We start from the raw sequence: 24,216 nt of genomic DNA, 5'->3' as shown, positions 1-24,216 counted from the left end.
ACATGGCAATCAGTTTGCAAAAAGGCGGCAACGTCAATCTGAGCAAGGAAGCACCGAACCTGAAGAAGATCATCATCGGCCTCGGCTGGGATCCTCGTTCGACCGACGGCGCCACCTTCGACCTTGACGGCAGCGCCTTTCTCCTGAAAAACGACGGCAAAGTACGTGGCGATTCCGACTTTATCTTCTACAACAACCTGAAATCGACCGACGGCTCCGTGGTCCATACCGGTGACAACCAGACCGGCGAAGGCGAAGGCGACGATGAGCGCATCGAGATCGACCTGTCGCGCGTGCCAGGCGATATCGAACGCATCAGCATCACCGTGACGATCCACGACGCCGATGCGCGCCGCCAGAACTTCGGCATGGTGTCGAAAGCGTTTATCCGCTGCCTGAACGCGGAAGGCGAACGCGAGATCGCCCGCTACGACCTGTCCGAAGACAGCTCGACGGAAACGGCGATGATCTTTGGCGAAATCTACCGCTACAACGGCGAATGGAAATTCAAGGCCATCGGCCAGGGTTTCAACGGTGGCCTGGGGCCTCTGGCACGCTCGTTCGGCGTCAACGCCTGATCAGACAACAACACATCGTCACGGCCGCCTGGAACAATAGCAGGCGGCTTTTTTTTGGAGATTTATCATGCCAGTATTTAGTGTCACGGGTGACGTCGATCCCTTTCTGCACGTGAGCATGAAGCAGGGCGAAACCATCTATTGCGAGTCCGATGCGATGGTGATGATGGAAACAGCGCTCGACCTGAAAGGCAAGATGACGGGCGGCCTGGGCGGCGCCATCATGCGCCGCTTCGCCAATGGCGAATCATTCTTCCAGCAACACATTGAAGCGGTGCGCGGCAGCGGCGATTGCCTGCTCTCGCCGACCCTGCCCGGCGCCATCGAAGTGGTCGATGTCGGCGCGCGCCAGTACCTGTTGAATGACGGCGCCTTTGTCGCCGCTACCTCGGGCACCGAAATGAAGGTACGCACGCAGAGCATCGGCAACGCGCTGTTCGCGCAGTCGGGCGGCTTTTTCGTGATGGAGACAGCCGGCAGCGGCCAGGTGGTGGTGTCCGGTTTCGGCTCCATGTTCCAGCTCGACGTCGAGCCGGGCAAGGATGTCGTGATCGACAATTCGCACGTGGTCTGCTGGGACAACAGCCTGAAATACGAAATCTCGGTCACCACCGGCGGCGGCGCCAGCGGCAGCGGCATCGGCGGCTTCCTTGGCAATATCGTCAACAGCGTGACCAGCGGCGAAGGCATCGTGCTGCGCTTTTCCGGTTCGGGCAAGGTATTCATCTGCTCGCGCAACCGCGACGCCTTCCTGAAATGGACGGCGAGCGGCAAAGCCGGCTGACCCGGCAGCACCTCCAGGGCCAGGGCTAGCCTGCCTGGCCATATGGTCGCGCGCGTTTTTGCGCGCGACTGCCCTCTTTTTTACCCGGTCCCCGTACATGCATAGAGTCTGGTTCAACAAAACATTTTCCTCGGTCGCCACCGCCATGCGCTTGATACGCGAGGCCGACATGGCCAGCCCCGGTGGCCAACGCCGCTATCACCTGATCTATACCAATCCGAACGAACATGCGGCGCCCTTCCTGGAGGCCGACGAATATGCGCTCGAGCCGACCGACCTGAAAGGCGAAGACTACCTGGAATGGTGCCTGGCATTTTGCCGCGAACGCGCCATCACGATCTTCTGGCCGGGCCGCGCCGCCGGCAGGATCGCCAGCGCGCGCGCGCGCTTTGAAGCCATCGGCACGCGCGTGCTGAGCGTGGCGACCGAAGAAGTGTTGAGCCTGATGCACGACAAGGCGCGTTTTTGCGCCGGGCTGGACCTGCCGATGGCGCCGGTGGCCGACACGCGCGCCGTCAACACGATCGCCGAATACGATGCGGCTTACGCCGAACTGCGCCCGCTGCATGCACGCCTGTGCATCAAGCCGTCCGAATCCGTGTATGGCCTCGGGTTTGCCGTGCTCGATGAACGTTCGAGCGCCGAGCTGCTGCTGGCCGGCGCCGCCTACAAGGTCAACACGCAGGAACTGCGCGATGGGCTGGCACGAATGGAAACCTTTAGAACGTTGCTGCTGATGGAATACCTGGACGGCCATGAATACAGCACCGACTGCGTGGCCGACCACGGCAGCTTGAAGTGCGCGATTCCGCGGAAAAAATTGCATGCGCCGGGCAGCGGCCAGCTGATCGAACTGCGCGAGGAACTGCTGGCGGCCTGCGAAAAACTGGCGCGCGATTATCAGTTGAATGGCGTGTTCAATATCCAGTTCCGCGAAGGCGCGCATGGCCTGGCGCTGCTGGAGATCAATCCACGCATGTCGGGCGGCATCGGCATGGCCTGCGCGGCCGGTCCCAACTTGCCGTATATCGCGCTGGCCGGCTTCGACCAGGGCTATGAAAACCTCACGATCCCTGCCATTGGCGAGGGCATGCGCGTGGCCGAAGCGGCCTATCCGGTGGAACTGCCATGACGCTCGTGCGCCAGTCCATGCCGACCGGCGAGCTGACCTTGCAGGTCGACGAAGCGCGCTTTGCGCTCGACGACCTGATCGGCTACGCGGCGCGCGCCAACGCCAAGCGCGGCTTTCTGTTTTTATCGAAAGTGCTGGGCAAGCACTGGCCCGTCACGCCCAGCACGATGCAGGCGATCCACACGGATCTGGCCGCGCAGATTCCATCGGACCTGCCCGGCCCGGTGGTCTTTATCGCCATGGCGGAAACCGCCGTGGGCCTGGGCCAGGGCGTGTTCGAAGCCTGGCTCAAGGCGCATGCCGGCAGCGAAGGATTGTTCCTTCACAGCTCGCGTTACCGCGTCGGCACGGTGCCCTTCTTTGAATTCGAAGAGTCGCACAGCCATGCGCCGCGCCAGTTCCTGCATCTGTCCGATGCCGCCAGCGCCGCGTTTGCGCGCGCGCGCAGCCTGGTGCTGATCGACGACGAAGCGTCAACCGGCAACACCTTCGCCAACCTGATCGCGGTCTGCCGCGCGCGCTACCCGCAGCTGCAACAACTGCACCTGGGCGTGATCACCAACTTCATGGGCCAAGCGGCCAATGCCGGTTTGAGCGAGCGCTTCGGCCTGCCCACCACCGTCGGCGCGGCCTTGTCCGGAAAATACGCCTTCCAGATGGGCGACACGCCGGCGCCCGTCGCCGCCAGCGCCCAGCGTTTTGAAGAGCATGCCGAGCGCGGCGCCAGCGACTGTTTTGGCCGCATCGGTGTGGACCGAGCTTTGGCGGCGCCGCACACGCTGGCCGCGCAACTGGCGCAAAACATCGGCGACGGTGAATCCGTGCTGGTGCTGGGCACCGGCGAATTCATGCACCCTTCCTTCCTGCTCGGGCGCGAGCTCGAAAAGCTGGGCAAGCAGGTGGTGGTGCAATCGACCACCCGCTCGCCGATCCTCTCGTGGGGTTCGGTCGGCCATATCGTCTGCTGCGACGACAACTACGGCGAAGGCATCGCCAACTATCTGTACAACGTGGCCCCTGGCCAGTACAGCCACGTTTTCATCTGCCATGAAACGCCGGCCAGTCCGGCCCTCATGCAACTCGCCGGCCAGCTCCATGGCCGCCTGTTCCACTTTCAGTCAGAGACCACAATTGAAGAAATTCCTGTTTGTTGATCTGGACGACACACTGTTCCAGACCCCGAAAAAAGTACCTGGCGAAACCGACCTGCAGCCAGCGGCCTATCTGAAAAACGGCGACGCCTGCTCGTTCACGACGGCGCGCCAGCGCGCGTTTTTTCAATTCGCGCAAAGCGGCATGACGCTGATCCCGGCCACGGCCAGGAATGGCGACGCCTTCCGCCGCGTCGACCTGCCGTTTGCCAGCTACAGCGTGCTCGATTACGGCGGCATCGTGCTGCAGCCGGGCGGCGCGCTCGACACGGGCTGGCTGGCGCTGATGCAGCACGACATGCAGACCGCCTTGCCGGGTTTGCGGGACGCGATGCGCATCATCGACGATTTTCAAGTCAAAGCCGGCATGCCCTCGCGCGCGCGCCTGATCGAAGACTACGACACGCCGTTCTACGTGGTCGTGAAAGACCATGAAGCGCGCGGCGAACGGCTGGCCGAGATCGAGCAACAGGTGCTGCTGGACTGGATCGCGAAGGAAGGTTCGGACTACTTCATTCACCGCAACGGCAACAACCTGGCGGTGCTCCCCAAGAGCCTGAACAAGGCGCGCGCGGTGGCCTACCTGCGCGCGGAACTGGAAGCCGAACATGGCCCCATTTTGAGCTTCGGCATGGGCGACAGCCGCTCGGACGCGCGCTTCATGGCCGCCTGCGACTACGCCATCATCCCCACTGGCACCCAGCTGGCGGCACTGACGGTAGGCGCGCTATGAGCATGACGACGACGCAGCATTTCAGCGGCAGCTACCGCCAGCAGGACGTCGAATTCCTGCTCACGCCGATGGCCCTGGAGCCGATCCGCGACCTGGCCGAGAAAGAACGGCTGATCCAGTCCGGCCAGCGCCACTACAGCGAAATGCTGTCGCCCGAGTCCCTGCCCTCGCCGGCCTACCTGGCGCTGTTCCAGAGCGCGTTTGCGGCCAACCGATTGCAGATGGCGCGCGACTGCCTGCGCCTGGCCGCGCTGATCGCGGCGCGCCGCGATGGCGCCATCACGCTGGTGTCGCTGGCGCGCGCCGGCACGCCGGTGGGCGTGATCCTGGCGCACTTGCTGCGCCAGGTATTCCAGCGCGAATGCAGTCATTATTCGGTCTCCATCATCCGCGACCGCGGCATCGACAGCAACGCCATTGCGCATATCCTGACGCACGGCCATGCTGCGGACTCGATCGTGTTTGTCGATGGCTGGACCGGCAAGGGCGTGATCTCGCGCGAGCTGCGCCAGAGCATCAACGACTACAACGCGCTGCACGGCACCAGCATTGATGGCGGCCTGTTCGTGCTGTCGGACCTGGCCGGCACGGCCGCCTGCGCCGCCTCGTCCGATGACTACCTGATCCCGTCGAGCATTTTGAACGCCACCGTATCGGGCCTGATCAGCCGCTCGGTGCTCAACGAAGCGATCGGCCCGGAAGACTTTCACGGCTGCGTGTATTACGCGCAGTTCGAAGCCCATGACCAGTCGCGCCAGTTCGCCGATGGCCTGGTGGCGGACGCCAACGCGATTGCCGGCAGCAGCGGCATTCCACTGGCCGAAGCGACCGATGCGCCGGCCATGGCGGCCCGTTCGCAGGCCTATATGGCGCAGGCGCAAAGCGACTACGGCATCACCGACATCAACCTGATCAAGCCCGGTATCGGCGAAGCGACGCGCGTGCTGCTGCGCCGGGTCCCCGAGCGACTGATCGTGCGCGACACGAATGCGCCGGACGTGGCACATTTGCTGCTCCTGGCAAAAGAAAAAGCCATCCCCGTTACCGTACAACCGGCGCTGCCTTACCAGGCGGTCGCCCTTATCAGGAGCGCAGTCGATGGATAACTCCATACACCCACGAAGTGAACACAAGGCGGCACTCGGCGCATCGATGTATGTGCCCACCACGCACAAGGATTTGCTGGCCATTGCCAATGGCGACAAATTCGGCCATTTACGCTCCGTGATTTTTTGCACCGAAGACGCGATCGCCGAACGCGATCTCAGCTACGCGCTGTTCAACCTGTCGCTGGCGCTGCAGAACATGCACGAAGCATCCGATACGCTGCGCTTCGTGCGCGTGCGCAATGTCGAAGTCATGGCGCGCGTGTTGCTCATGCCCGGCGTGGAAAAACTGGCCGGCTTCGTGCTGCCCAAATCGACGCGCCACAATTTTTCGTCGTATTTCGAGCAGGTGCGCCATACCCATCATCTGTTGATGCCGACCCTGGAAACGGTGGAAGTGTTCGACGACGAAGAGATGAAACTGTTCCGACGCACGCTGGCCGCGCCCGACGTGCGCGCGCGCATCCTGGCGCTGCGCATCGGCGGCAACGACCTGCTGGCCCTCCTGGGCCTGCGCCGCCCGACCAGCGGCACCATCTATCAAACGCCGCTGGGCCAGGTAATTGGCCGCCTGGTGACGATCTTCAAGCCGCACGGCTTCGAGCTGACGGCGCCCGTGTTCGAGCACCTGACGCAGGACGACTGGCTGGCCGCCGAAGTGGCGCAGGACATGGCGCACGGCATGATCGCCAAGACCGCCATCCACCCCGACCAGGTGCCGCAGATCGAGCGCCACTACCAGGTGGCGCAGTCGGACATCGAACTGGCGCTGCGCATCATCGATCCCGACAGTCCGGCCGTGTTCCGCATGCAGGAATCGATGTGCGAAGTGGCCACCCACAGCAGCTGGGCGCAGCGCGTGATCGAGCAGGCGCGCCTGTTCGGCATCCGCCATGTCGACGGCGCCGCCCTGCCCCACCATTTGAATCCACTCACCAGTGACGAAGGGAGCGCACGACCATGACCAATTTTACACGCGGCCAAAAAGGCAAGCTGGCCGACCTGGGCTTGACCGGCCCGTTTGCCGTCACCCTCGACATCGCCTCCGGTTCGATGGAAGTCGATGTCAGCTGCTTCGGCGTCGATGCCAATGGCAAGCTGTCGGACGACCGCTACATGGTGTTCTACAACCAGAAAAGCGCACCCGACAACGCCGTCACGGTAGAGCTGAACGGCCCGCGCTCGGTGTTCCAGATCGACCTGGCGCGCCTGCCCGCCGCCATCGACAAGCTGGTCTTCACGGCGGCAACGGAACAGGGCAGCATGCGCGCGCTGGGCAACTCCAGCCTGGCGCTGGGTTCCGCCGCCACGTTTGCGTTTGCCGGCGTTGATTTCCAGGACGAAAAAGCCGTCATCATCGGCGAGCTGTATCGCCGCGACGGCAGCTGGCGCTTCGGCGCCGTCGGCCAGGGTTTTGCCGGCGGCCTGGCCGCGCTGCTGAAACACTTTGGCGGCAGCGAGGCAGGATCGTCTGCACCGGCGCCAACGCCTGCGCCTGCGCCAGCAGCAGCGCCGCCGGCCAGTAAAATCTCGCTGTCGAAAATCCGCCTGGAAAAGCGCGGCGACAAGATCTCGCTCGACAAGCGCGACAGCGGCGGCTATGGCCGCATCAAGGTCAACCTGAACTGGAACCAGAACGCCGCGCAAGGCCAGGCGCCGGCCTCGAAACCCGATACGGGCTTCCTCGGCAAGCTGTTCGCCAGGCCGGCCGGGCGCACTGGCGGCATCGACCTCGATATCGGTTGCCTGTTCGAGTTGAGCAACGGCAGCAAGAGCGCCGTGCAGGCGCTGGGCAACAGCTGGGGCGCGTTCGACCGTCCGCCGTATATCCACCTCGAAGGCGACGACCGCACGGGCAGCATCAGCAGCGGCGAAAACATCTTTGTCAACGGCACCCATTTCGACCAGATCAAGCGCGTGCTGGTGTACGCCTTCATCTACGAGGGCGTTCCCAACTGGGCCGCCACCGATGGCGTGGTGACAATCGAGATTCCCGGCCAGCCGAGCGTCGAAGTGCGCCTCGACAGCGACAGCCAGCACGCCATGTGCGCGATTGCCATGCTGGAAAACCAGGGCGGCAACCTGCAGGTCACAAAATTGGTGGAATACTTCGGCGGCCAAGGTAAAATCACGGCGCACCAGGCGATGGACGAACGGTATAACTTCGGCCTGAACTGGAAAGCCGGCAGAAAAGATTAACGCCCCTCCATTCACTACATGACCACCATGACCCCAACCACCAAAAAAGTCAGCATCGCCTTTGTCATCTTCCTGTTGGCGGGCAGCCTGCTGCTGGCGGCCTATACCTGGCTGGCCCTGAGCTTTTCGTATTCCGAAGGCGAACGGGCCGGCCACTTGCTGAAGTTTTCCAAGCGGGGCTGGGTCTGCAAGACCTGGGAGGGGGAGTTGATGCTGACGGCCCTGCCGGGCACGATACCGGAGAAATTCCAGTTCAGCGTGCGTGACGAAGCCGTCGCCAAACAGCTCACGGCGGCCGCCGGCAAGCATATCCTGATCAGCTATAACCAGCACAAGGGCGTGCCGACGCAGTGCTTCGGCGAGACCGAATACTACGCCAGCAAGGTCGTGCTGAGCCCGTAAGCGGGCTAGCCTTCCTGGTGCGTGCGCCAGACGGTGCCGGTCACGGCATTGGTGTGCGTCAGGCGGTCCAGCACTTCGCGCGTCATGCTTTCCGACGTCACCTGTTCGGCCTTGGCGCGGGCGGCCGTCAAGGCGGCTGAAAACTCGCCCTGTTTTTCACGCAGGCTGGCGCGCAGGTCGGCCAGTTCGCGCTCCTGCTGCTGCGCGCGGCGCATTTCCAGTTCCAGCAGCTGCTGTTTGGCCACCGCCATCGCGCGCGTGGTCTCGGCCGCCTTGCGCTGCATGGCCGCATGGGCCTGTGCGCTGTCGAGCAAGGCTTGCTGGGCTTCGAGCTTTTCCTGGGCCGCCTGGCGGGCCGCCATTTCAGCCTGTTCGCGCAGGCGCATCGCGTCCTCGGCCTGCTGTTCCATCAGCGCGCGCGCTTCGCAAGCAAAGGCGGCCTGTTTTTCCGCATCGAGACGGCCGGCGATGGCCTTCGAGGCGCGTTCTTCGGCGCTGGTGGCCTGGCGCTGCTGCGCCAGCTTTTCATCGATCAGCGCCAGCGATTCGCGCTCGCAGGCGATAAAGGCGCGCTCGGACGCCAGCAACGCTTCGGCGGCCTGCGCCTTGTCGCTTTCCACGCGGGCGCGCTCGCCATGCACCAGGCCCAGTTCCACCGCCAGGCGCGCCTGCGCCTGCACCGCCTGCGCGGCGGCGGCTTTTTGTTCGGCGTCGACCAGCGCCTGCTCGAGCACGATGCGGGTGGCGGCCGCTGCTTGCTCCGCCGCGTCCCTCAGGACCAGTTCCGCTTCCTGCTGCGCGCGCAGCACCTCAAGCTGCGCCTGCTCGGCGCGCGTGCGCTCTTGCGTCGCCTGCAAGGCCAGCGTTTCGGCCTCGAGTTTCGCCTTCAGGGCGGCGATGGCGGCTTGCTCCGCCTTGACTGTTTCCTGTTCCCGCAGCGCCAGGCGCTCGGCCTGCAGCGCTTTTTCTTCAAGCAGTTCGGTCGCCTGACGCTGCACCGCCAGTTGTTCCTGCGCGCGGTGCAGTGCCTGCTGCTCGGCCGCGTTCTGGCGTTCGGCCAGGTCGCTTGCCGCCTGCGCCGCTTGCGTGCGCTCGCGCGCCAGCCTGGCCGCCTGCTGCTGCGCTTCGAGTTCGCGCCCGGCGGCAAGGCTGGCATCATGCTCGGCCGCTTCGCGCGCGCGCGTTTCCTCCAGCGCCGCCGTTTCCGCTTCCATGCGCGCATGACCGGCGATTTCCGCGTCCTGCTCTGCCGCGATGCGGGCCAGCGCCACGGCGCGCAGCTGGCGGTCCACTTCGATGCGCGCTTCGGTGGCGGCCAAAATGCGCACGTCGGCGTCACGCCGCGCCTGGGCGCTGGCGGCGGCCACCATTTCCAGGCGTTCGCGGTGGATCGCCGTGTCACGCAGTTCTTTTTCTGTCTGCAGGCGCAAGTGCAGCGACTGGGCCGCATGGCGTTCCGATTCGGCCTGCGCCAGCGCAATCGCTTCGCGTTCCTGTTCCAGGTGCGCCAGCGCGCGCGCCTCTTCCAGCGCCCGCACTTCGGCGGCGGCGCGGTTGAAGGCCGATTCCAGCGCGATCTGGTCGGCGCGCTCACGCTGCACCGTCAGGTCCAGCGCTTCGCTTTCCGCTTCGGCCAGCATTTGCGCCGTCTTGCGCGCGCCGTGGGCATGGCGTTCGCGTTCGCGCGCCATCACGGCCACGCGCGCGTCAGCCGAGGCGATGCCGACCATTTCGTCCTTGGCCGCCTGCACGGCGGCGACGCGCTCGACCGCCTGCAGGCGGGCCTGTTCGGTCTGCACCTGCAATTCTTCGGCCGCACGCGCGGCCTGTTCGGCCAGCTCCGACTGTACCGCCACCTGTTCGCTGGCGCGCAGGCGGTTTTCCTGCTCGGCGCGCGTGCGCTGCTCGGCGGCCAGACGGATGGCATTGTCGGACTCGACGCGGGCGCGCAGTTCGGCCGTTTCCAGCTTGACCGCTTCCAGACGGGCCACGCTCGCTTGCGCTGCCGCGCGCATGGTTTCCAGGCGGTCGCGGTTGGCGGCGATGGCCTCTTCGGCCGCTTTCGCGTTTTGCTGGGCGGCGACGGTAGCGGCCGCATCGATGGCGGCGCGGTCCTCGGCCAGCGAGCGCACGCGCGCCTCGGCCAGGGCCCGGCTTTCGGCGGCGCAGGTGGCTTTCGCTTCCGCTTCGACCCTGGCAATGGCTTCGTGGATGGCCTTCAGTTCCATCTGCTGGCGGCCGCCCGCCGCTTCGGGAGCCACTTCGGGCATGTCGCCATCGCTATCGATTTCGGGCGCCGGCGACACCGGCACGGCCTTGGCCTGGGCCACCGGCGTGTTGGCTACCTGGTCGAGATCCTGGAAATCATGCAGCGAGACGATGCTGTCCTGGTCGAACTCGTCGTCGTTGAGGGCGGCTTGCTGTTTGTGCTGTGCTGACATGATTTCTCGCTGAAACGGGTGAGTGCAAAAATGATGAACACCATTATCGCGTTGTCACGCAAGGATCAGCACGGCAAGCAGAGGCCTGTTTACCGCGCTTTTCCCCGGTTGACTAGATCGGCCACAAGGGAGGTTCGTCCATCAGGGCGACCTGTTCGCGCAATTCGAGTATGCGGTCCTGCCAGTAGCGTTGCGTGTTAAACCATGGAAAGGCGACGGGAAAGGCCGGGTCGTCCCAGCGGCGCGCCAGCCAGGCCGAATAATGGATCAGGCGCAGGGTGCGCAGCGCTTCGACCAGGTACAGCTGGCGCGGCTCGAAATCGCAAAAATCCTCGTAGCCAGCCAGGATATCGCTCATCTGGCGCAGCTGGTCGCCGCGCTCACCCGACAGCATCATCCACAGGTCCTGGATGGCCGGACCCATGCGGCTGTCGTCGAAGTCGACGAAATGGGGGCCGGCGTCGGTCCATAGCACATTGCCGCCGTGGCAATCGCCATGCGTGCGCAGCAGCGCGACGTCGCCGGCGCGGTCATAGCAGCGCCTGACGCCGTCGAGCGCCTGCTGCGCCACGCTGGAGTAGGCAGCGACCAGTTCGGGCGGCAGGAAGCTGCCGGCCAGCAAAAATTCGCGCGGCTCGACGCCAAAGGTCTGCGCATCGAGCGCCGGGCGCTCCTGGTAGCCCGACAAGGCGCCGACGGCGTGGATGCGGCCGATAAAGCGCCCGGTCCATTCCAGCGTGGCCGGGTCGTCCAGCTCGGGCGCGCGCCCGCCATGGCGGGGAAACACGGCAAAGCGGAAGCCCCGGTACTGCTGCAAGGTGGCGCCGGCAATCTCGATCGCCGGCACCACCTGGATTTCGCGCTCGACCAGTTCCGACACGAAAGCGTGCTCTTCGAGGATGGCCGCGTCGCTCCAGCGCCCGGGGCGGTAAAACTTGACCACCAGCGGCGCGCTGTCCTCGATGCCGACCTGGTAGACCCGGTTTTCATAGCTGTTCAGCGCCAGCAGCCGGCCATCGCCATGGAGGCCGACGCTGTCCAACGCGTCGAGCACGCAATCGGGGCTCAGTTCGGAATAAGGGTGGACGGGCCTGTCGTCCTGCTGCGGCTGGTTTTCGTTGTGCATACGCGCCATTGTACGGCGCAGCGGGGCGCGCGGCATAAACACTTCGGCGGTGCCGGCCCGCACAGCGTATACTGTCCGCTTACATTCAATAAAGAGCAAGCCATGCAACTCGAACAGCCCTTGTCAGAAAAAGAATTTGACGAATTAGACCAATTCCTGTTGTCGGACCGGTGCTCCGAAGACGCCATGACCATGGATATGCTGCACGGCTATCTGACGGCCGTGGCCATCGGTCCGGAACCGATCATGCCGGCCGAGTGGTTGCCGCGCGTGTGGGGCGAAGATATCAAGGACGCGCCCAAGTTCAAGAACAGCAAGGAAGAAGAACGCATCGTCAACCTGATCATGCGCTTCATGAACGAAGTGCTGGTGACGTTCGAAGTGGCGCCGAAGGAATTCGAGCCGCTGTTCGTCGAGCACGACCATGAAGGCCAGACGCTGATCGACGCCGAAGCCTGGTGCTGGGGCTTCTGGGACGGCATGGAGTTGCGCGAAGGGTCGTGGGACGAGATCTGGGACTCGGAAGTGGGTGAGCTGATGCAGCCGGTCTACCTGCTGGGCGCCGACGAGATCGAGGAAGAAGAGCTGAAACTGGTGGAAGACCCGGTCAAGGCGCACAAGCTGGCGCAGGAACTGGAAGCAAACCTGCCGGCCATCCACCGTTTCTGGGTGCCGCGCCGCAAACCGGCCGTGCAGACCATCAAACGCGAAGAGCCGAAAGTGGGCCGCAACGACGACTGCCCTTGCGGCAGCGGCAAGAAGTTCAAGAAATGCTGCGGTGCCGAGGCGGGAGCCGAGCCGGTAGCCGAGTAATCCGCACCTCGACGCCGGGCACTGTCCCGGCGTTGTTACTTTCCGGCCGGTTTTTTTCACGCGCGGCGTCCATCTGCATTTTTTTCAGCGCGATGCGGCGCGCCACGCTGGCGGCGATCATGCGGCGCATAGTTGCGCCTCCCGCACCGTGTTGTCGACGATCTGGCGCCATTCGCAGCATTCCTGCTTGCCCGCTTTGCGCGCGCCCAGGAACATGACGATGGTGTCGCCCCTGGCGTCGAACAGCTCGACCGACGTGACCAGTCCGTCGACGGTGGGCTTTTTTACCACCCAGGCGCTGGCAACCCGGTCTTCGCGCAGACGCAGCTTGAAGCGCGGATCGAGGATATTGATCCACGGCCCCGCCACCAGAATCTTGTGTACGGCTCCCGAATGGATCTGGATCATGCCGGGATTGCCGACAAAGGCCATGATGGCGACCTGTTCGCGCGCCGCTTCGCCCAGCAAATCGAGCACGCACGACACCTCAAACTGCTGTACGAAGCGCGGCTCGGCCAGGCGCAGGCCCTGCAGGCGCGAGACCGAATATGTTTTTAGCAGCGCGAAAAAATCGTGGCTGTCGCGCAGGCCGGCCCAACCGGCGCGAAAACCGGCCACGTCGATCCGCGCATCGGGCAGCGCCAACGCGGGCGCGGGCGGCGCCGTAACGGTCATGTCCGGCTCCTGGTCGTCGTCGGCAAAGCGCGTCACCAGCGCTTCATACGCGGCCGGGGCACTTTGCGGCAGCAACAAAATCGTGTGTACGGCGTTGCCGGCGGCATCAAAGAATTGCAGGCTGCGCCGCACGGTGTCGTCCTTCAGCTCGCGCACGGCAAAACCCTGCGCCCACTGGCGGTAGAACGCGCGCAGGTCGATCTCGCCGCCGAGCACCAGGCCCACATGAGGGTTGTGGCAGGCCTGGCGGTAGACCCCGGTTTTTTCATGCACGCAGCAGGCGTTGCGGGTCCGGGCCATCACCTCGCCCAGCGGTTCCAGGGCGGCGATAATGGCCGGCCATTCGGCGCGCAGGCGCTCGGCGCCCAACCACGCGCCGTTGTCCAGCGACAGGCCGGCATGCGCGGCGATCAGTTCGCCTTCGGAAATATGCAACTGCTCGGCAATATCGCACTGGCGCGCGTTTTTTTCGCGCCGCAGGCGGGCGAACGCTTCGGTGATCTCGATGCTGCGTGATGGGAACGAAATGGGCACGGTGGTCTCCTTTCAAGGCGAACACTGGCTGGCGGCAAGCTGGCTGATGGGGAATGGTACATTATAAATGAGAATCATTCGCAATTGAAGATTTATTTTGCATGCCAGCCATGGACATCGATACAGCTAAAGCCATCGGCTGCCTGTGGCTGCTCGATTGCACAAACACAGCGGCGCTTGACAGGTCCGACGTCTTTCAATAAGGTATATTGTGAGTAATTGGATTTCAATTACAAGGAGGTAATTATGGACAATATCGCGGAAAAAATTTTGCGCGCAGATAAGCGTGACACTACAAAAACCAAGATTGAACAGCAGAAAAGTGTTCAGAAGCTAATTATAAAAAAGTTTGCCCCAAAAAAAAATGTGGCCAGCAAAGCACTGCCAGAGGGTTTCAACCCTCAACATCACATCACGCTGATGCATGAAAGAGAAACGTCGGGCCGGAGCATTGCAGCGACCACCGACAAGCAATACCAAAAACTACGCGCGAAATTCGCTTGATGCCAGTCTCATTCAACCTGGAAGAAGATGCACGATTTGAAACGTCGCTGGAGTCACTGCACAAGTCACAAGCAGTAAAAGTCATCAACACACTCCAGCAGATTCAACAAGCCGCATTCTTGTGGGATGATTTTGCGAGGAATTTCAAATGGCAAGCATTATCGATTACAGGTTCGGATACTTACCCAGGGGCAAATGCACTATATGGCTTCCAGATTGTCATCGATGACATCGGAACCCAGATGGAAGTGATCGGATACACCTACAATGAGCAAGTGATAGTTTGCTCAATAGCACGACCAGCATAAGGCACACTTCGGGCACACTTCGGTGTGCTTTTTTATGCCTGATCATGCTGTGCAGGATTGCATTTTTGCTGGCCGACCGTAGCCGGCCGCAAAATGAAAAAGTCGTCAACAATCAGGCGCTGGCCTGCACGCCCGGCATGGCGGACGCCTTGGCCGCAGGTTTCGGTTTTTGCTTGTTGGCCAGCATCACCACCGCCGCCAGCACCATGGCGCCACCGAGCAACTGCGTGCTGCTGATCTTTTCACCGAGCATGCCCACGCCAAAGGCCATGGTGATCACCGGCTCGAAGGTGGAAATGATGGAGGCGCGCGCCGCGCCGATTTGCGCCACGCCGGCAAAAAACGCTGCAATCGCAATCGCCGTGGAAAACAGGGCGATGGCCGCCACCGCCAGCCAGCCGGTGGCCGTGCCCGGCAGCGAGACGCCCTGCCACACCGCGATGGCGCTGTTGGCCAGACCGGCCGTGCCGAGGATCACCACGCAGGCGGCCAGCGGGTGGACGATGACGGCGCTTTTCGCCAGGCTGTTGCCAAACAAAATATAGACGGCGTAGACGCCGGCGGCCATCAGCGCCAGCGCGATGCCGATCGGCTGGCCTTGCAGCTTGCCGCCCAGGGTCACGGCCATGCCGGCAATGGCCAGCAGCATCAGCACCAGCATGCGGCGGTCCAGCTTTTCCCAGCCCAGCGCCAGCGCCAGGATCGTCACCAGCACCGGATAGGCATACAGCAGCATGGCGCACAGGCCGCTGCTGGCATACAGCAAGGCGTTGAAATAACCTTGCGACTGGGCCGTGTACATCAGTCCCATCAGCACATAGCCAGCCAGCAGGCGGCCGCGCGGCAGGCGCCAGCCGCCGAGCCACATCAGCGGCAGCAGCAGCATGGCGGCCATCACGAAGCGCAAGGCCAGCATGGTCGACGGGTTGACCCCGGACGCATACGCCGCCCTGGCAAAGACTGCGGAACTGCCGAAACCGGCGGCCGACAACAACACCAGCGCAACAGCGCGGCGATCAGACATGACTTACCTCTTCAAATAACGAAAACCGGGCCGCAGGCTGGCCTGGCGAAACGATGGACATGCATCAGTCAATTTGCGGGCGCAACTTACGGACGCAATCGATGGGCGCACTCCATGCATGCTCGCCATCATAGGGGCTTGCGCCAATTGAAACAAACCAATACTATTTACCGATAGACTCAATTTAATTCAGGCTTATATGTCACGATCGCTGCCCCCGCTGGCCGCCCTGCACGCGTTTGAAGCGGCCGCCCGCCACGAAGGCTTCCAGCGCGCCGGCGAAGAACTGCATGTCTCGGCCGGCGCCATCGGCCACCACGTCAAGCAATTGGAAAGCTGGCTGGGCCTCATGCTGTTCCAGCGCCTGCCGCGCGGCGTGGCCCTGACCGGCGCCGGCCAGCGCTATGCGGCAGCACTCGCCCCCATCCTGCACCAGCTGGCCGAGGTATCGGACGCGGCGCGGCGCCAGGGCGACGACAAGGTCGTGACGGTGACGGCCACCAGTTCGCTGGTGTCGCGCTGGCTGATGCCGCGCCTGGGCCGGCTGCGCGACCGCCATCCGCAGATCGAACTGCGCGTGCTGGCCTCGATGCATCCGGTGGACCTGGCGCGCGACGGGGTCGATGTGGCGATCCGGCTGGGGCCGGGCCGCTATCCGGGCCTGAAGGTGGATTTATTGATGGAAGAGCGGTTTTCGGCCGTCTGCAGTCCCGGCTTTCGGGCCAGCGCCGCCAAGCTGCGGCTGCCTGCCGACCTGCTGCGCTATCCGCTGCTGCACGACGAACCGGAAGTGCACCTGCCCGGCGCAATCGACTGGGGCCGCTGGCTGCACAGCTGCGGCGTGGCCTATAGCGGCAACAGCGGCGCGCGTTTTTCGCACACCTATCTGTGCCTCGACGCGGCCGCCAGCGGCCAGGGCGTGGCGATTGCCGCCAGCCCGCTGATCGGCGACGACGTGCGCTCGGGCCGCCTGGTGCGCCTGTTCGAGCACCAGGTGCAGGGCCCGCACTGCTACTACCTGCTGCGCTCGCCCCAGGCCGAAACGCGCCCGCTGGTGCACGCTTTTTGCGAATGGCTGATCGCCGAAGCGCGCGCCGACCAGGAAGCCGTCTGGCCGACGGTGGGCGCCTGAGACTGCTTACAGTTTGATGAAGTGCTCGCGGTAGTACTTCAGCTCTTCGATCGACTCCAGGATATCGGCCAGCGCCGTATGCTTCTGGTGCTTCTTGAAGCCGGTGGCAATCTCGGGCTTCCAGCGCTTGCACAGCTCTTTCAGGGTCGATACGTCGACGTTGCGATAGTGGAAGAATGCTTCCAGCTTCGGCATGCCGCGCACCATGAAGCGGCGGTCCTGGCCGATGGTGTTGCCGCACATCGGCGATTTGCCGGCTGGTACGTATTTTTTCAGGAATGCGATCAGTTCGGCTTCGGCCTGCGCTTCCGTCACGGTCGAGGCCTTAACCTTGTCGATCAGGCCCGAGCGGCCATGGGTGCCCTTGTTCCAGGCATCCATCTTGTTCAGGGTTTCGTCGGACTGGTGGATCACGAACACGGGGCCTTCGGCCAGCAGGTTCAGGTGCATGTCGGTGACGACCACGGCCACTTCGATGATGCGGTCGGTGTCGGGCTCCAGGCCGGTCATTTCCATGTCGACCCAGACCAGGTTCATCTCGTTGGGACGGGCCGGCACGGCCGGTACTGGGGAGGATGTGGATAAGTCGGTCGCTTGTGACATAATTCTCTCTTGGCCTAATCAACTGAATAATCGGCCATTTTCTCACAGGCACAGAATGTATTCACTCGCGTTTTCGATTTTGTTTGTTTCCATCCTCATTTTGACGCTGCTCGTGCGCTTCTGGCTCGCGTCGCGGCAGATCCGTCACGTGCTGGCGCACCGCGCTGCCGTTCCCGCCGAATTTGCCGAAAAAATTTCACTGGCGTCACACCAGAAAGCGGCCGACTACACGGTGGCGAAAACCAAGTTTGGCCTGCTGACCCTGCTGGTCAATTCGGCGGTGCTGATCGGTTTTACCCTGCTCGGTGGCCTGCAATGGCTGGCCCTGCATCTGCAGGAGCTGACGGGGCCGGGCATGGCGTATCAGATCGGTCTGATCGTCGCTTTTGTCGCGATCTCGGGCCTGATCGACCTGCCCTTCGACTACTACCGCCAGTTCGTGCTGGAACAGCGCTATGGCTTCAACACCATGCGCCGTGGCCTGTTTTTCATGGACATGCTCAAGGGTGTGGGCCTGGGCGCCGTGATCGGCCTGCCGCTGCTGTGGGTGGTGCTGGCGCTGATGGACAGGTCGGGTGCGCTGTGGTGGTTATACGCCTGGTGCGTGTGGAGCGGCTTTCAGTTGCTGATGATGGTGCTGTACCCGACCGTGATCGCGCCGCTGTTCAATCAATTCACGCCGCTGGCCGATGCAGCGCTGCAAAGCCGCATCGAGGGCCTGATGCAGCGCGTGGGGTTCGCATCGAAAGGCCTGTTCGTGATGGACGGCTCCAGGCGCAGCGCCCACGGCAACGCCTATTTTTCAGGCTTTGGCGCCAACAAGCGCATCGTGTTTTTCGACACCCTGCTGTCGCGCCTGGCGCCACATGAAATCGAAGCGGTGCTGGCGCATGAGCTGGGCCACTTCAAGCTCAAGCATATCGTCAAGCGCATCGCCATGATGTTCACCATTTCGCTGGGCTTTCTGGCACTGCTGGGCTTCCTGAAAACCCAGCCGTGGTTCTATGCCGGACTGGGCATCGATCCGATGGCGCTGGCGCTGACGGGTCAGCCGACGGACGCCATCGCCCTGTTGCTGTTCATGCTGGCGCTGCCGGTCTTTACTTTCCTGCTGGGGCCCTTGACTTCGCTCAGCTCGCGCAAGCATGAATTCGAGGCCGATGCCTTTGCCGCCAGGCATACGCAGGCCGACGACCTGGTGTCGGCACTGGTGAAAATGTACGAAGACAATGCCTCGACCCTGACACCCGACCCGCTGCACTCGGCCTTTTACGACTCGCATCCGCCGGCCAGCGTACGCATCCGCCACCTGAAAGGGGCAATCGCATGAACCTGCCACACACCATCGAAGAACTGACACAGCAAACCTGCGCGCCGCTGCAGCACGCCTTGAGCGAGGCCGGCATTGCCGTCCTGCTGCCGCTGCTGCCGCAGTGGCAACTGGAGCACGGCAAGCTGTGCCGCAGCTACGACTTCAAGAATTACTACCAGACCATGGCCTTCGTCAACGCCCTCGCTTACATGACCCACACGCAAGACCATCATCCGGAGCTCATCATCACCTATAAAACCTGTACCGTGCGCTACGATACGCACTCGGTCAACGAGGGCGCCGGCGACCTGTCGGAAAACGACTTCGTCTGCGCCGCCAAGGCCGATGCCCTCTACGCTGGCCGACAGGTGGAACGATGAGCGAGACCAGGACGGAAACCAGGCTGACCGGCGTGATCATCGCCGCCCATGGCCGCCACTACCTGGCCGACGTCGATGGCGCCAAGCTGCAATGCGTCACGCGCGGCAAGAAGACCAATGTGGCCGTCGGCGATTTCGTGCACCTGACGCGCACCTCGAACGACCAGGCCGTGATCGACCGCATCGAAGAGCGCAAGACCCTGCTGTACCGCTCGGACCAGTACAAGTCGAAACTGCTGGCCGCCAACCTGACCCAACTGTTCATCGTGGTGGCGACCGAACCGGGCTTTGCCGACGACCTGATCTCGCGCTCGCTGGTGGCGGCCGACGCGGCCGGCATCGAGGCGCGCATCATCCTCAACAAAACCGACGTGACCGCGTCGCTGGAGCGGGCCCGCGAGCGCCTGCTGCCGTATTCGTCGATGGGCTACCCGGTCGATGAAGTGTCGGCGCGCGCCGCGCCGGAGCATGCCGTGGCGACCCTGGCGCCGCTGTTGGCCGGCCAGTCTTCGATCCTGATCGGCCAGTCCGGCATGGGCAAGTCGTCGCTCATCAACCTGCTGGTGCCGGACGCCGATATCGCCGTGCGCGAAATTTCGGCCGCGCTCGACACGGGCAAGCACACGACCACGTTTACACGGCTGTACACGCTGCCGGAACTGGGCGCGCACAGTTCCATCATCGACTCGCCCGGCTTCCAGGAATTCGGCCTGTACCACTTGTCCGAAGGGATGCTGGAACGGGCCTTCCGCGAATTCCAGCCCTACCTGGGCGGCTGCAAGTTCTACAACTGCCGTCACCTGATCGAGCCGCAATGCGCCATCCTGCAAGCCGTGGCCGAAGGCAAGATCGCCAAAATGCGCCATACCCTGTATGGCCAGCTGCTGCATGAGTCGGCGCAGACGCTGTATTGATCGCCAGCGACGATAGTCAAACTTAATCAAAAGTACGGCCATCTTTACGAAATTTAGTTTCGCCGAGAAGGCCGGCTCCCATATATCCGATCAAAACCGTCCATCCGCGGTTTTGTGCACTTCATTCCGCCAACGCTGCCATTCGTCGCCGGCGCCTCGCCTGCGCCCCCCCTGTTTTGCTTCCTTGCCATCTGTCGCTGCAAACCATCTCCGGCAGGCGCGGCGCCCCTGTTGTCCTGAACCTTTCCCGCGCATTGCAGCTTACAATGCGACACGCATGGCCGGCTTGATGACAGGCTGGCGCGGCTCTTTTGCGGGAGGTTGCCATATGGATATGTTCGTGCTCGATCACGATATCGCGCAGTGGGAAAACGCCTTGCCGGCCCTGCACGGCGCGGCGCGCCTGCCGGTATTGCTGCCGCTGTGCTGGCATCTGCGCCAGCGCGACGGCGCGCGCGCCCTGATACTGGCCGAAGAAGCGCGCCAGTGGCTGCCCCATGCGGCACTGACGCCACAGGCGCGGCAGTCAAGCCTGGCGCGCCTGCAACTGGTGCGGGCCGAAGTGCAATGGCTGCGCGGCGCGCTCGATGAAGCCGAAACCCTGACCGAGGCCGCGCACGCCGTGCTGCGCGCGCATGGCGACGGCGCCGCCTGCTTTGACGCACACTGGCTGCTGGCGTCGATCGCGGTCGACCGCGGCGACCATGTGCGCTGCACCGCGCAACTGCAGGCGGCAATCCGACAGGCCAACAATGCCGGCGACAGCACCCGCGCCAGCCTGGCCGATGCGGCGACGGCGCGCTGGGCCGTACTGCGCGACGCGCCGGCGGCGCAAACAATGTGGGGATCGCGCCTCGGCGAGGACGACACCGGCCGGCCGCTGGCGGCGCCGCTGGCGACCTGGGTCCATGATTTTCGCGGCGGCCTGGCCTATGCTTCGCACGACCTCGGTGCCGCCGTCGGCCATTACATGCAAGCCTATGAAGCGGCGCTGGCCAGCGGCCAGTTGCGCCCGGCGATTACGGCCGCCATCAATATCGGCGACTGCTTCGGCAGCCTGAACGACCACCAGTCGGCGCTGGAATGGATGCAGTGCGCGCTGGACCTGGCACGCCCGACACTGTGGCCGCGCAGCATCGGCGCCTGCCAGACGCATACGGCCGAAACCATGCGCAAGCTGGGCCGGCTGGACGCGGCCGGCGAACTGCTGCGCGAAGCGCTGCAGGTGCTCGCGCCCGTGTCGGGTGCGCGCAGCTATGCCAACGCGCTGTTTTTCCTGGGCGAACTGTGCCTGGACACGGGCGACTACGACATGGCGCTCGACGCCTTCGGCCGCCTGGCGCAACGCGCCGAAGCGCTGGACCAGGGCGACTTTCGCTGCAAGGCCCAGCGCGGCAGCGCCCATGCACTGTCCTACCTGGACCGGCCCGACGACGCGCTGCTGGCGGCCGAACGGGCGCTGCAGCTGGCCAGCGCGCGCGGCGACGCCGTCAACCAGATGGCCGCGCTGCGCGTGCTGGCGATGCTGCATGCGCGCCACGAACTGCCGGCGCCGCCTGACATGCAGGAGCCCAATGCGGCGCTGCATTATCTGCACCGCGCGCTGCAGGCCGCGTCCATCATCGACGGCTATTGGCCGCCGGGCGAATTGCTCGACGCGCTGGCGCGCGAGTATGCGCATGCGGGCGACTATGCGCGCGCCTATGATATCTCCCTGCAAGCGGGCGCGGCGCGCGAGCGCAGCCATACCCAGCAGGCCACCAACCGGGCCATTGCCATGCAGGTGCGCCACCAGAGCGAACATGCGCGCTCCGAGGGCGACCATCACCGTGAACTGGCTGCGGCCGAAGCGCGCCGCGCCGAAGTGCTGCAGCAGACCAGCGACACGCTCGAGCGCCTGTCGGCCATCGGCCAGGAAATCACCACCCATCTCGACGCCGGCGCCGTGTTCCAGGTGCTGGACCGCCACGTGCACGCCCTGCTGCCCGTCACGACCTTCGCCGTCTACATGCTGGACGCGGCCGGCACGGCGCTACGCCGCGCGCACGGCATGGAAGCGGGACGGCCACTGCCCGACAACGTCATCGCGCTATCGAACCGGCGCGCCTACTCGGTGCGCTGCCTGGACAGCCGCAGCGAAGTGTATATCGCGCAAGTGCCCGCCGGGCGCCACGCCCATACCCTGCCCGGCACCCTGCATAACCGGAGCGTGCTGTACGTGCCTTTGACCGTGGGCGAGCGCATCCTGGGCGTGATGACGGTACAGGCCTGCCATGCCAACGCCTATGGCGAGCGCGAACGGCTGATCTTTCGCACCCTGTGCGCGTATGGCGCCATCGCACTCGACAATGCCCACGCCTACCGCCAGTTGCAGGACGCGCAGGCGCAGCTGGTGTCGCAGGAAAAACTGGCGGCGCTGGGCGCGCTGATGGCCGGCGTGGCGCATGAACTCAATACGCCGATCGGCAACAGCCTCTTGATCGCCAGCACCATGCAGCAAAAGACGGACGACGTGGCGCGCCTGATGAACGGCCCCGGCCTGCGCCGCTCCGAGCTGGCCACGTATATCGACGACGCCGGCAAGGCGGCCACGCTGGTGATGCGCGGGCTGCACAGCGCAGCCGACCTGGTCAACAGTTTCAAGCAGGTGGCGGTCGACCGCACCACCGAGCAGCGCCGCCCTTTCGACCTGGCCCAGGTCAGCCATGAAATCATCGCCACCATGATGAACCGCATCCGCAGTTCAAGCCATCGCATCGACACGGACATCGCCTTCGGCATTGCGATGGACAGCTATCCGGGGCCGCTGGGCCAGGTGATCACCAACCTGATCAATAATGCCCTGGTGCATGCCTTTGGCGAGGCCGGCAGCCGGCCTGGCGGCGGCCTGATGCGATTGCAGGCCAGCGCCAGCGAATCCAGGGTGACCATCGTGTTCGAAGACAACGGCGGCGGCATCGCCGAGCAGCACCTGTCGCGCATCTTCGACCCCTTCTTTACCACCCGGCTGGGCCAGGGCGGCAGCGGACTGGGCTTGTCGATCAGCTACAATATCGTCACGGCCCTGCTCGGTGGCACGATCCAGGTGGCCAGCAGCGGCGCCGGCAGCCGTTTTACGTTGGACCTGCCACTGGTGGCGCCGCAATTCGACGCCGCCACGCCGCCGCTGATTTGCTGAGACCGTGTTGCACGCGTGGCCCGTGTGCCCGCCAGTCTTTCCAATCTAAAAGCAAAACCCTTATAATTGAACGGCTGACGTAGCCGCAATTGCATTATTTACAACCTTGCAAACCGCACACAGCAGCGCGCCGGGCAGGATCGCCATCCGTACAGTGTCATCGACACGGAGGCAGGCCGGCGGGAAAGGCACGCCGCCGGCGGCCTGCGCATCTTCTAGTGGTCATTTATGTCGACAAAAAAACCGATCAAGCACTACCTCCAGTTCTCCGATTTCACATTGGAAGAGTACGACTATGTGATTGAACGCGCCCACCTGATCAAACGCAAGTTCAAGAACTACGAGATTTACCATCCCCTGATCGACCGCACCCTGGTGATGGTGTTCGAAAAGAACTCCACCCGCACCCGCCTGTCGTTCGAGGCCGGCATGCACCAGTTGGGCGGCGCCGCCATCTACCTCAACACGCGCGATTCGCAACTGGGCCGCGGCGAGCCGGTGGAAGACGCCGGCCAGGTGATGAGCCGCATGTGCGACATCATCATGGTGCGCACCTTCGGCCAGGACATCATCGAGCGTTTCGCCGCCAATTCGCGCGTGCCGGTGATCAATGGCCTGACCAATGAACACCACCCTTGCCAGGTGTTTGCCGACATCTTCACCTATATCGAGCACCGCGGCTCGATCGCCGGCAAGATCATCGCCTGGATCGGCGACGCCAACAACATGCTGTACTCCTGGCTGCAGGCGGCCGAAGTATTCGGCTTCCACGTCAATGTGTCGACCCCAAAAGGCTATGACATCGACCTGGCGCAAGTCAAAACGCAACGCTACACGTTCTTTGACAACCCGCTGGAGGCCTGCGAAGGCGCGCACCTGGTCAACACCGACGTGTGGACCAGCATGGGCTATGAAGCGGAAAACGCGGCCCGCATTGCCGCTTTCGACGGCTGGATCGTCGACAGCGCCAAGATGGCCCGCGCCGCGCCCGACGCGCTGTTCATGCACTGCCTGCCCGCCCATCGTGGCGAGGAAGTGGCCGCCGAAGTGATCGACGGCCCGCAATCGGTGGTGTGGGACGAGGCGGAAAACCGCCTGCATGTGCAAAAAGCGCTGATCGAATATCTGTTGCTGGGCAAAATCGCGTAAACCGCAGTACCGACACACACACCTCAACGACAACTGGA

At 63.7% G+C, this 24,216-nt stretch carries 23 protein-coding genes; 18 read left to right on the top strand and 5 right to left on the bottom strand.

Translation table 11 applies throughout. The features are described from left to right. The first annotated feature begins 2 nt into the window (after nucleotides 1–2). The 9 genes from CD932_RS26640 to CD932_RS26600 all read left to right on the top strand — a co-directional run bounded on the left by CD932_RS26640 (nucleotide 3) and on the right by CD932_RS26600 (nucleotide 8,085). The gene (locus CD932_RS26640; RefSeq protein ID WP_094445920.1) at nucleotides 3–578 is read left to right on the top strand and encodes a TerD family protein; all 576 of its coding nucleotides are present in this window, start codon (nucleotides 3–5) and stop codon (nucleotides 576–578) included. A 67-nt stretch (nucleotides 579–645) separates the two neighbouring features. Continuing rightward, nucleotides 646–1,362 (top strand): TIGR00266 family protein, encoded by a 717-nt coding sequence (locus CD932_RS26635; protein ID WP_094445919.1) that lies wholly within the window; start codon nucleotides 646–648, stop codon nucleotides 1,360–1,362. Between the two features lie 97 nt (nucleotides 1,363–1,459). Then, nucleotides 1,460–2,494: an ATP-grasp domain-containing protein gene (locus CD932_RS26630; protein ID WP_094445918.1), complete on the top strand. Its 1,035-nt coding sequence runs from the start codon at nucleotides 1,460–1,462 to the stop codon at nucleotides 2,492–2,494. Further along, on the top strand, nucleotides 2,491–3,648 hold the full coding sequence (locus CD932_RS26625; RefSeq protein WP_094445917.1) for a phosphoribosyltransferase domain-containing protein: 1,158 nt from the start codon (nucleotides 2,491–2,493) through the stop codon (nucleotides 3,646–3,648). Before CD932_RS26630 ends, CD932_RS26625 begins: the two co-directional genes overlap by 4 nt. Beyond that, a complete protein-coding gene (locus CD932_RS26620) occupies nucleotides 3,626–4,378 on the top strand; it encodes an HAD family hydrolase (RefSeq protein WP_094445916.1) in 753 nt (250 codons plus the stop codon). Before CD932_RS26625 ends, CD932_RS26620 begins: the two co-directional genes overlap by 23 nt. Then, on the top strand, nucleotides 4,375–5,484 hold the full coding sequence (locus tag CD932_RS26615) for a cysteine protease StiP family protein (protein ID WP_369679853.1): 1,110 nt from the start codon (nucleotides 4,375–4,377) through the stop codon (nucleotides 5,482–5,484). The genes CD932_RS26620 and CD932_RS26615 overlap by 4 nt, the downstream gene beginning before the upstream one ends. Beyond that, complete coding sequence (locus CD932_RS26610; protein ID WP_094445915.1) at nucleotides 5,477–6,448, top strand: HpcH/HpaI aldolase/citrate lyase family protein; 972 nt, start codon at nucleotides 5,477–5,479, stop codon at nucleotides 6,446–6,448. Before CD932_RS26615 ends, CD932_RS26610 begins: the two co-directional genes overlap by 8 nt. Continuing rightward, on the top strand, nucleotides 6,445–7,683 hold the full coding sequence (locus tag CD932_RS26605; RefSeq protein WP_094445914.1) for a TerD family protein: 1,239 nt from the start codon (nucleotides 6,445–6,447) through the stop codon (nucleotides 7,681–7,683). Before CD932_RS26610 ends, CD932_RS26605 begins: the two co-directional genes overlap by 4 nt. 27 nt (nucleotides 7,684–7,710) lie before the next feature. Beyond that, complete coding sequence (locus CD932_RS26600; RefSeq protein WP_094446132.1) at nucleotides 7,711–8,085, top strand: hypothetical protein; 375 nt, start codon at nucleotides 7,711–7,713, stop codon at nucleotides 8,083–8,085. A gap of 5 nt (nucleotides 8,086–8,090) precedes the next feature. Here the strand turns inward: CD932_RS26600 and CD932_RS26595 are convergent, their stop codons facing one another. Both CD932_RS26595 and CD932_RS26590 read right to left on the bottom strand, forming a co-directional pair. Continuing rightward, nucleotides 8,091–10,526, bottom strand: a complete 2,436-nt coding sequence (locus tag CD932_RS26595; protein WP_094445913.1) for a hypothetical protein — start codon at nucleotides 10,524–10,526, stop codon at nucleotides 8,091–8,093. 112 nt (nucleotides 10,527–10,638) lie between these two features. Then, nucleotides 10,639–11,652: a serine/threonine protein kinase gene (locus CD932_RS26590; protein WP_094446131.1), complete on the bottom strand. Its 1,014-nt coding sequence runs from the start codon at nucleotides 11,650–11,652 to the stop codon at nucleotides 10,639–10,641. A 102-nt stretch (nucleotides 11,653–11,754) separates the two neighbouring features. Here CD932_RS26590 and CD932_RS26585 point away from each other — a divergent pair, with 102 nt between their 5' ends. Beyond that, on the top strand, nucleotides 11,755–12,465 hold the full coding sequence (locus CD932_RS26585) for a UPF0149 family protein (protein ID WP_094445912.1): 711 nt from the start codon (nucleotides 11,755–11,757) through the stop codon (nucleotides 12,463–12,465). Between the two features lie 117 nt (nucleotides 12,466–12,582). Here CD932_RS26585 and CD932_RS26580 read toward each other — a convergent pair whose 3' ends face one another. Continuing rightward, nucleotides 12,583–13,674 (bottom strand): hemin-degrading factor, encoded by a 1,092-nt coding sequence (locus tag CD932_RS26580; RefSeq protein ID WP_217907387.1) that lies wholly within the window; start codon nucleotides 13,672–13,674, stop codon nucleotides 12,583–12,585. 246 nt (nucleotides 13,675–13,920) lie between these two features. On the opposite strand from CD932_RS26580, the gene CD932_RS26575 reads away from it, so the two are divergent. Both CD932_RS26575 and CD932_RS28545 read left to right on the top strand, forming a co-directional pair. Continuing rightward, nucleotides 13,921–14,178 carry a hypothetical protein gene (locus CD932_RS26575; RefSeq protein WP_094445911.1) on the top strand — a complete coding sequence of 86 codons (258 nt, stop codon included), beginning with the start codon at nucleotides 13,921–13,923 and terminating at the stop codon, nucleotides 14,176–14,178. Beyond that, on the top strand, nucleotides 14,175–14,486 hold the full coding sequence (locus CD932_RS28545; protein ID WP_141213388.1) for a hypothetical protein: 312 nt from the start codon (nucleotides 14,175–14,177) through the stop codon (nucleotides 14,484–14,486). The genes CD932_RS26575 and CD932_RS28545 overlap by 4 nt, the downstream gene beginning before the upstream one ends. A gap of 112 nt (nucleotides 14,487–14,598) precedes the next feature. Here the strand turns inward: CD932_RS28545 and CD932_RS26570 are convergent, their stop codons facing one another. Beyond that, nucleotides 14,599–15,510, bottom strand: a complete 912-nt coding sequence (locus CD932_RS26570; RefSeq protein ID WP_094445910.1) for a DMT family transporter — start codon at nucleotides 15,508–15,510, stop codon at nucleotides 14,599–14,601. Between the two features lie 199 nt (nucleotides 15,511–15,709). Here CD932_RS26570 and gcvA point away from each other — a divergent pair, with 199 nt between their 5' ends. After that, nucleotides 15,710–16,642 (top strand): transcriptional regulator GcvA, encoded by a 933-nt coding sequence (gene gcvA / locus CD932_RS26565; RefSeq protein WP_094445909.1) that lies wholly within the window; start codon nucleotides 15,710–15,712, stop codon nucleotides 16,640–16,642. A 6-nt stretch (nucleotides 16,643–16,648) separates the two neighbouring features. On the opposite strand, the gene orn is transcribed toward gcvA, so the two are convergent. Beyond that, nucleotides 16,649–17,245, bottom strand: coding sequence for an oligoribonuclease (gene orn / locus CD932_RS26560; RefSeq protein ID WP_176461149.1), 597 nt, complete (start codon nucleotides 17,243–17,245; stop codon nucleotides 16,649–16,651). Nucleotides 17,246–17,300: 55 nt separating this feature from the next. Here orn and CD932_RS26555 point away from each other — a divergent pair, with 55 nt between their 5' ends. The 5 genes from CD932_RS26555 (at nucleotide 17,301) to argF (ending at nucleotide 24,178) form a co-directional block, all read left to right on the top strand. Beyond that, entirely contained in the window at nucleotides 17,301–18,575 is a 1,275-nt protein-coding gene (locus tag CD932_RS26555; protein WP_094445908.1) for a M48 family metallopeptidase, read from the top strand. Next, nucleotides 18,572–18,937, top strand: coding sequence for a 4a-hydroxytetrahydrobiopterin dehydratase (locus tag CD932_RS26550; protein ID WP_094445907.1), 366 nt, complete (start codon nucleotides 18,572–18,574; stop codon nucleotides 18,935–18,937). Before CD932_RS26555 ends, CD932_RS26550 begins: the two co-directional genes overlap by 4 nt. Then, a complete protein-coding gene (gene rsgA / locus CD932_RS26545) occupies nucleotides 18,934–19,851 on the top strand; it encodes a ribosome small subunit-dependent GTPase A (RefSeq protein ID WP_094445906.1) in 918 nt (305 codons plus the stop codon). Before CD932_RS26550 ends, rsgA begins: the two co-directional genes overlap by 4 nt. Before the next feature lie 328 nt (nucleotides 19,852–20,179). Continuing rightward, the gene (locus CD932_RS26540; RefSeq protein ID WP_094446129.1) at nucleotides 20,180–23,029 is read left to right on the top strand and encodes an ATP-binding protein; all 2,850 of its coding nucleotides are present in this window, start codon (nucleotides 20,180–20,182) and stop codon (nucleotides 23,027–23,029) included. A 228-nt stretch (nucleotides 23,030–23,257) separates the two neighbouring features. Beyond that, entirely contained in the window at nucleotides 23,258–24,178 is a 921-nt protein-coding gene (argF, locus tag CD932_RS26535; RefSeq protein ID WP_094445905.1) for an ornithine carbamoyltransferase, read from the top strand. Nucleotides 24,179–24,216 lie beyond the last annotated feature (38 nt).

The sequence above is a fragment of the Janthinobacterium sp. PC23-8 genome, assembly GCF_002250505.1.
GTDB lineage: Bacteria > Pseudomonadota > Gammaproteobacteria > Burkholderiales > Burkholderiaceae_D > Janthinobacterium.
Note: the sequence above shows the minus strand (reverse complement) of the source record. Positions and strands in the feature narration are given on the sequence as shown.

Coding starts and splice junctions, on each gene's coding strand:
- CD932_RS26640 (WP_094445920.1), top strand. CDS start 3: ATGGCAATCAGTTTGCAAAAAGGCGGCAACGTCAATCTGAGCAAGGAA.
- CD932_RS26635 (WP_094445919.1), top strand. CDS start 646: ATGCCAGTATTTAGTGTCACGGGTGACGTCGATCCCTTTCTGCACGTG.
- CD932_RS26630 (WP_094445918.1), top strand. CDS start 1,460: ATGCATAGAGTCTGGTTCAACAAAACATTTTCCTCGGTCGCCACCGCC.
- CD932_RS26625 (WP_094445917.1), top strand. CDS start 2,491: ATGACGCTCGTGCGCCAGTCCATGCCGACCGGCGAGCTGACCTTGCAG.
- CD932_RS26615 (WP_369679853.1), top strand. CDS start 4,375: ATGAGCATGACGACGACGCAGCATTTCAGCGGCAGCTACCGCCAGCAG.
- CD932_RS26610 (WP_094445915.1), top strand. CDS start 5,477: ATGGATAACTCCATACACCCACGAAGTGAACACAAGGCGGCACTCGGC.
- CD932_RS26605 (WP_094445914.1), top strand. CDS start 6,445: ATGACCAATTTTACACGCGGCCAAAAAGGCAAGCTGGCCGACCTGGGC.
- CD932_RS26600 (WP_094446132.1), top strand. CDS start 7,711: ATGACCCCAACCACCAAAAAAGTCAGCATCGCCTTTGTCATCTTCCTG.
- CD932_RS26595 (WP_094445913.1), bottom strand. CDS start 10,526: ATGTCAGCACAGCACAAACAGCAAGCCGCCCTCAACGACGACGAGTTC.
- CD932_RS26590 (WP_094446131.1), bottom strand. CDS start 11,652: ATGCACAACGAAAACCAGCCGCAGCAGGACGACAGGCCCGTCCACCCT.
- CD932_RS26585 (WP_094445912.1), top strand. CDS start 11,755: ATGCAACTCGAACAGCCCTTGTCAGAAAAAGAATTTGACGAATTAGAC.
- CD932_RS26575 (WP_094445911.1), top strand. CDS start 13,921: ATGGACAATATCGCGGAAAAAATTTTGCGCGCAGATAAGCGTGACACT.
- CD932_RS26570 (WP_094445910.1), bottom strand. CDS start 15,510: ATGTCTGATCGCCGCGCTGTTGCGCTGGTGTTGTTGTCGGCCGCCGGT.
- gcvA (WP_094445909.1), top strand. CDS start 15,710: ATGTCACGATCGCTGCCCCCGCTGGCCGCCCTGCACGCGTTTGAAGCG.
- orn (WP_176461149.1), bottom strand. CDS start 17,245: ATGTCACAAGCGACCGACTTATCCACATCCTCCCCAGTACCGGCCGTG.
- CD932_RS26555 (WP_094445908.1), top strand. CDS start 17,301: ATGTATTCACTCGCGTTTTCGATTTTGTTTGTTTCCATCCTCATTTTG.
- CD932_RS26550 (WP_094445907.1), top strand. CDS start 18,572: ATGAACCTGCCACACACCATCGAAGAACTGACACAGCAAACCTGCGCG.
- rsgA (WP_094445906.1), top strand. CDS start 18,934: ATGAGCGAGACCAGGACGGAAACCAGGCTGACCGGCGTGATCATCGCC.
- CD932_RS26540 (WP_094446129.1), top strand. CDS start 20,180: ATGGATATGTTCGTGCTCGATCACGATATCGCGCAGTGGGAAAACGCC.
- argF (WP_094445905.1), top strand. CDS start 23,258: ATGTCGACAAAAAAACCGATCAAGCACTACCTCCAGTTCTCCGATTTC.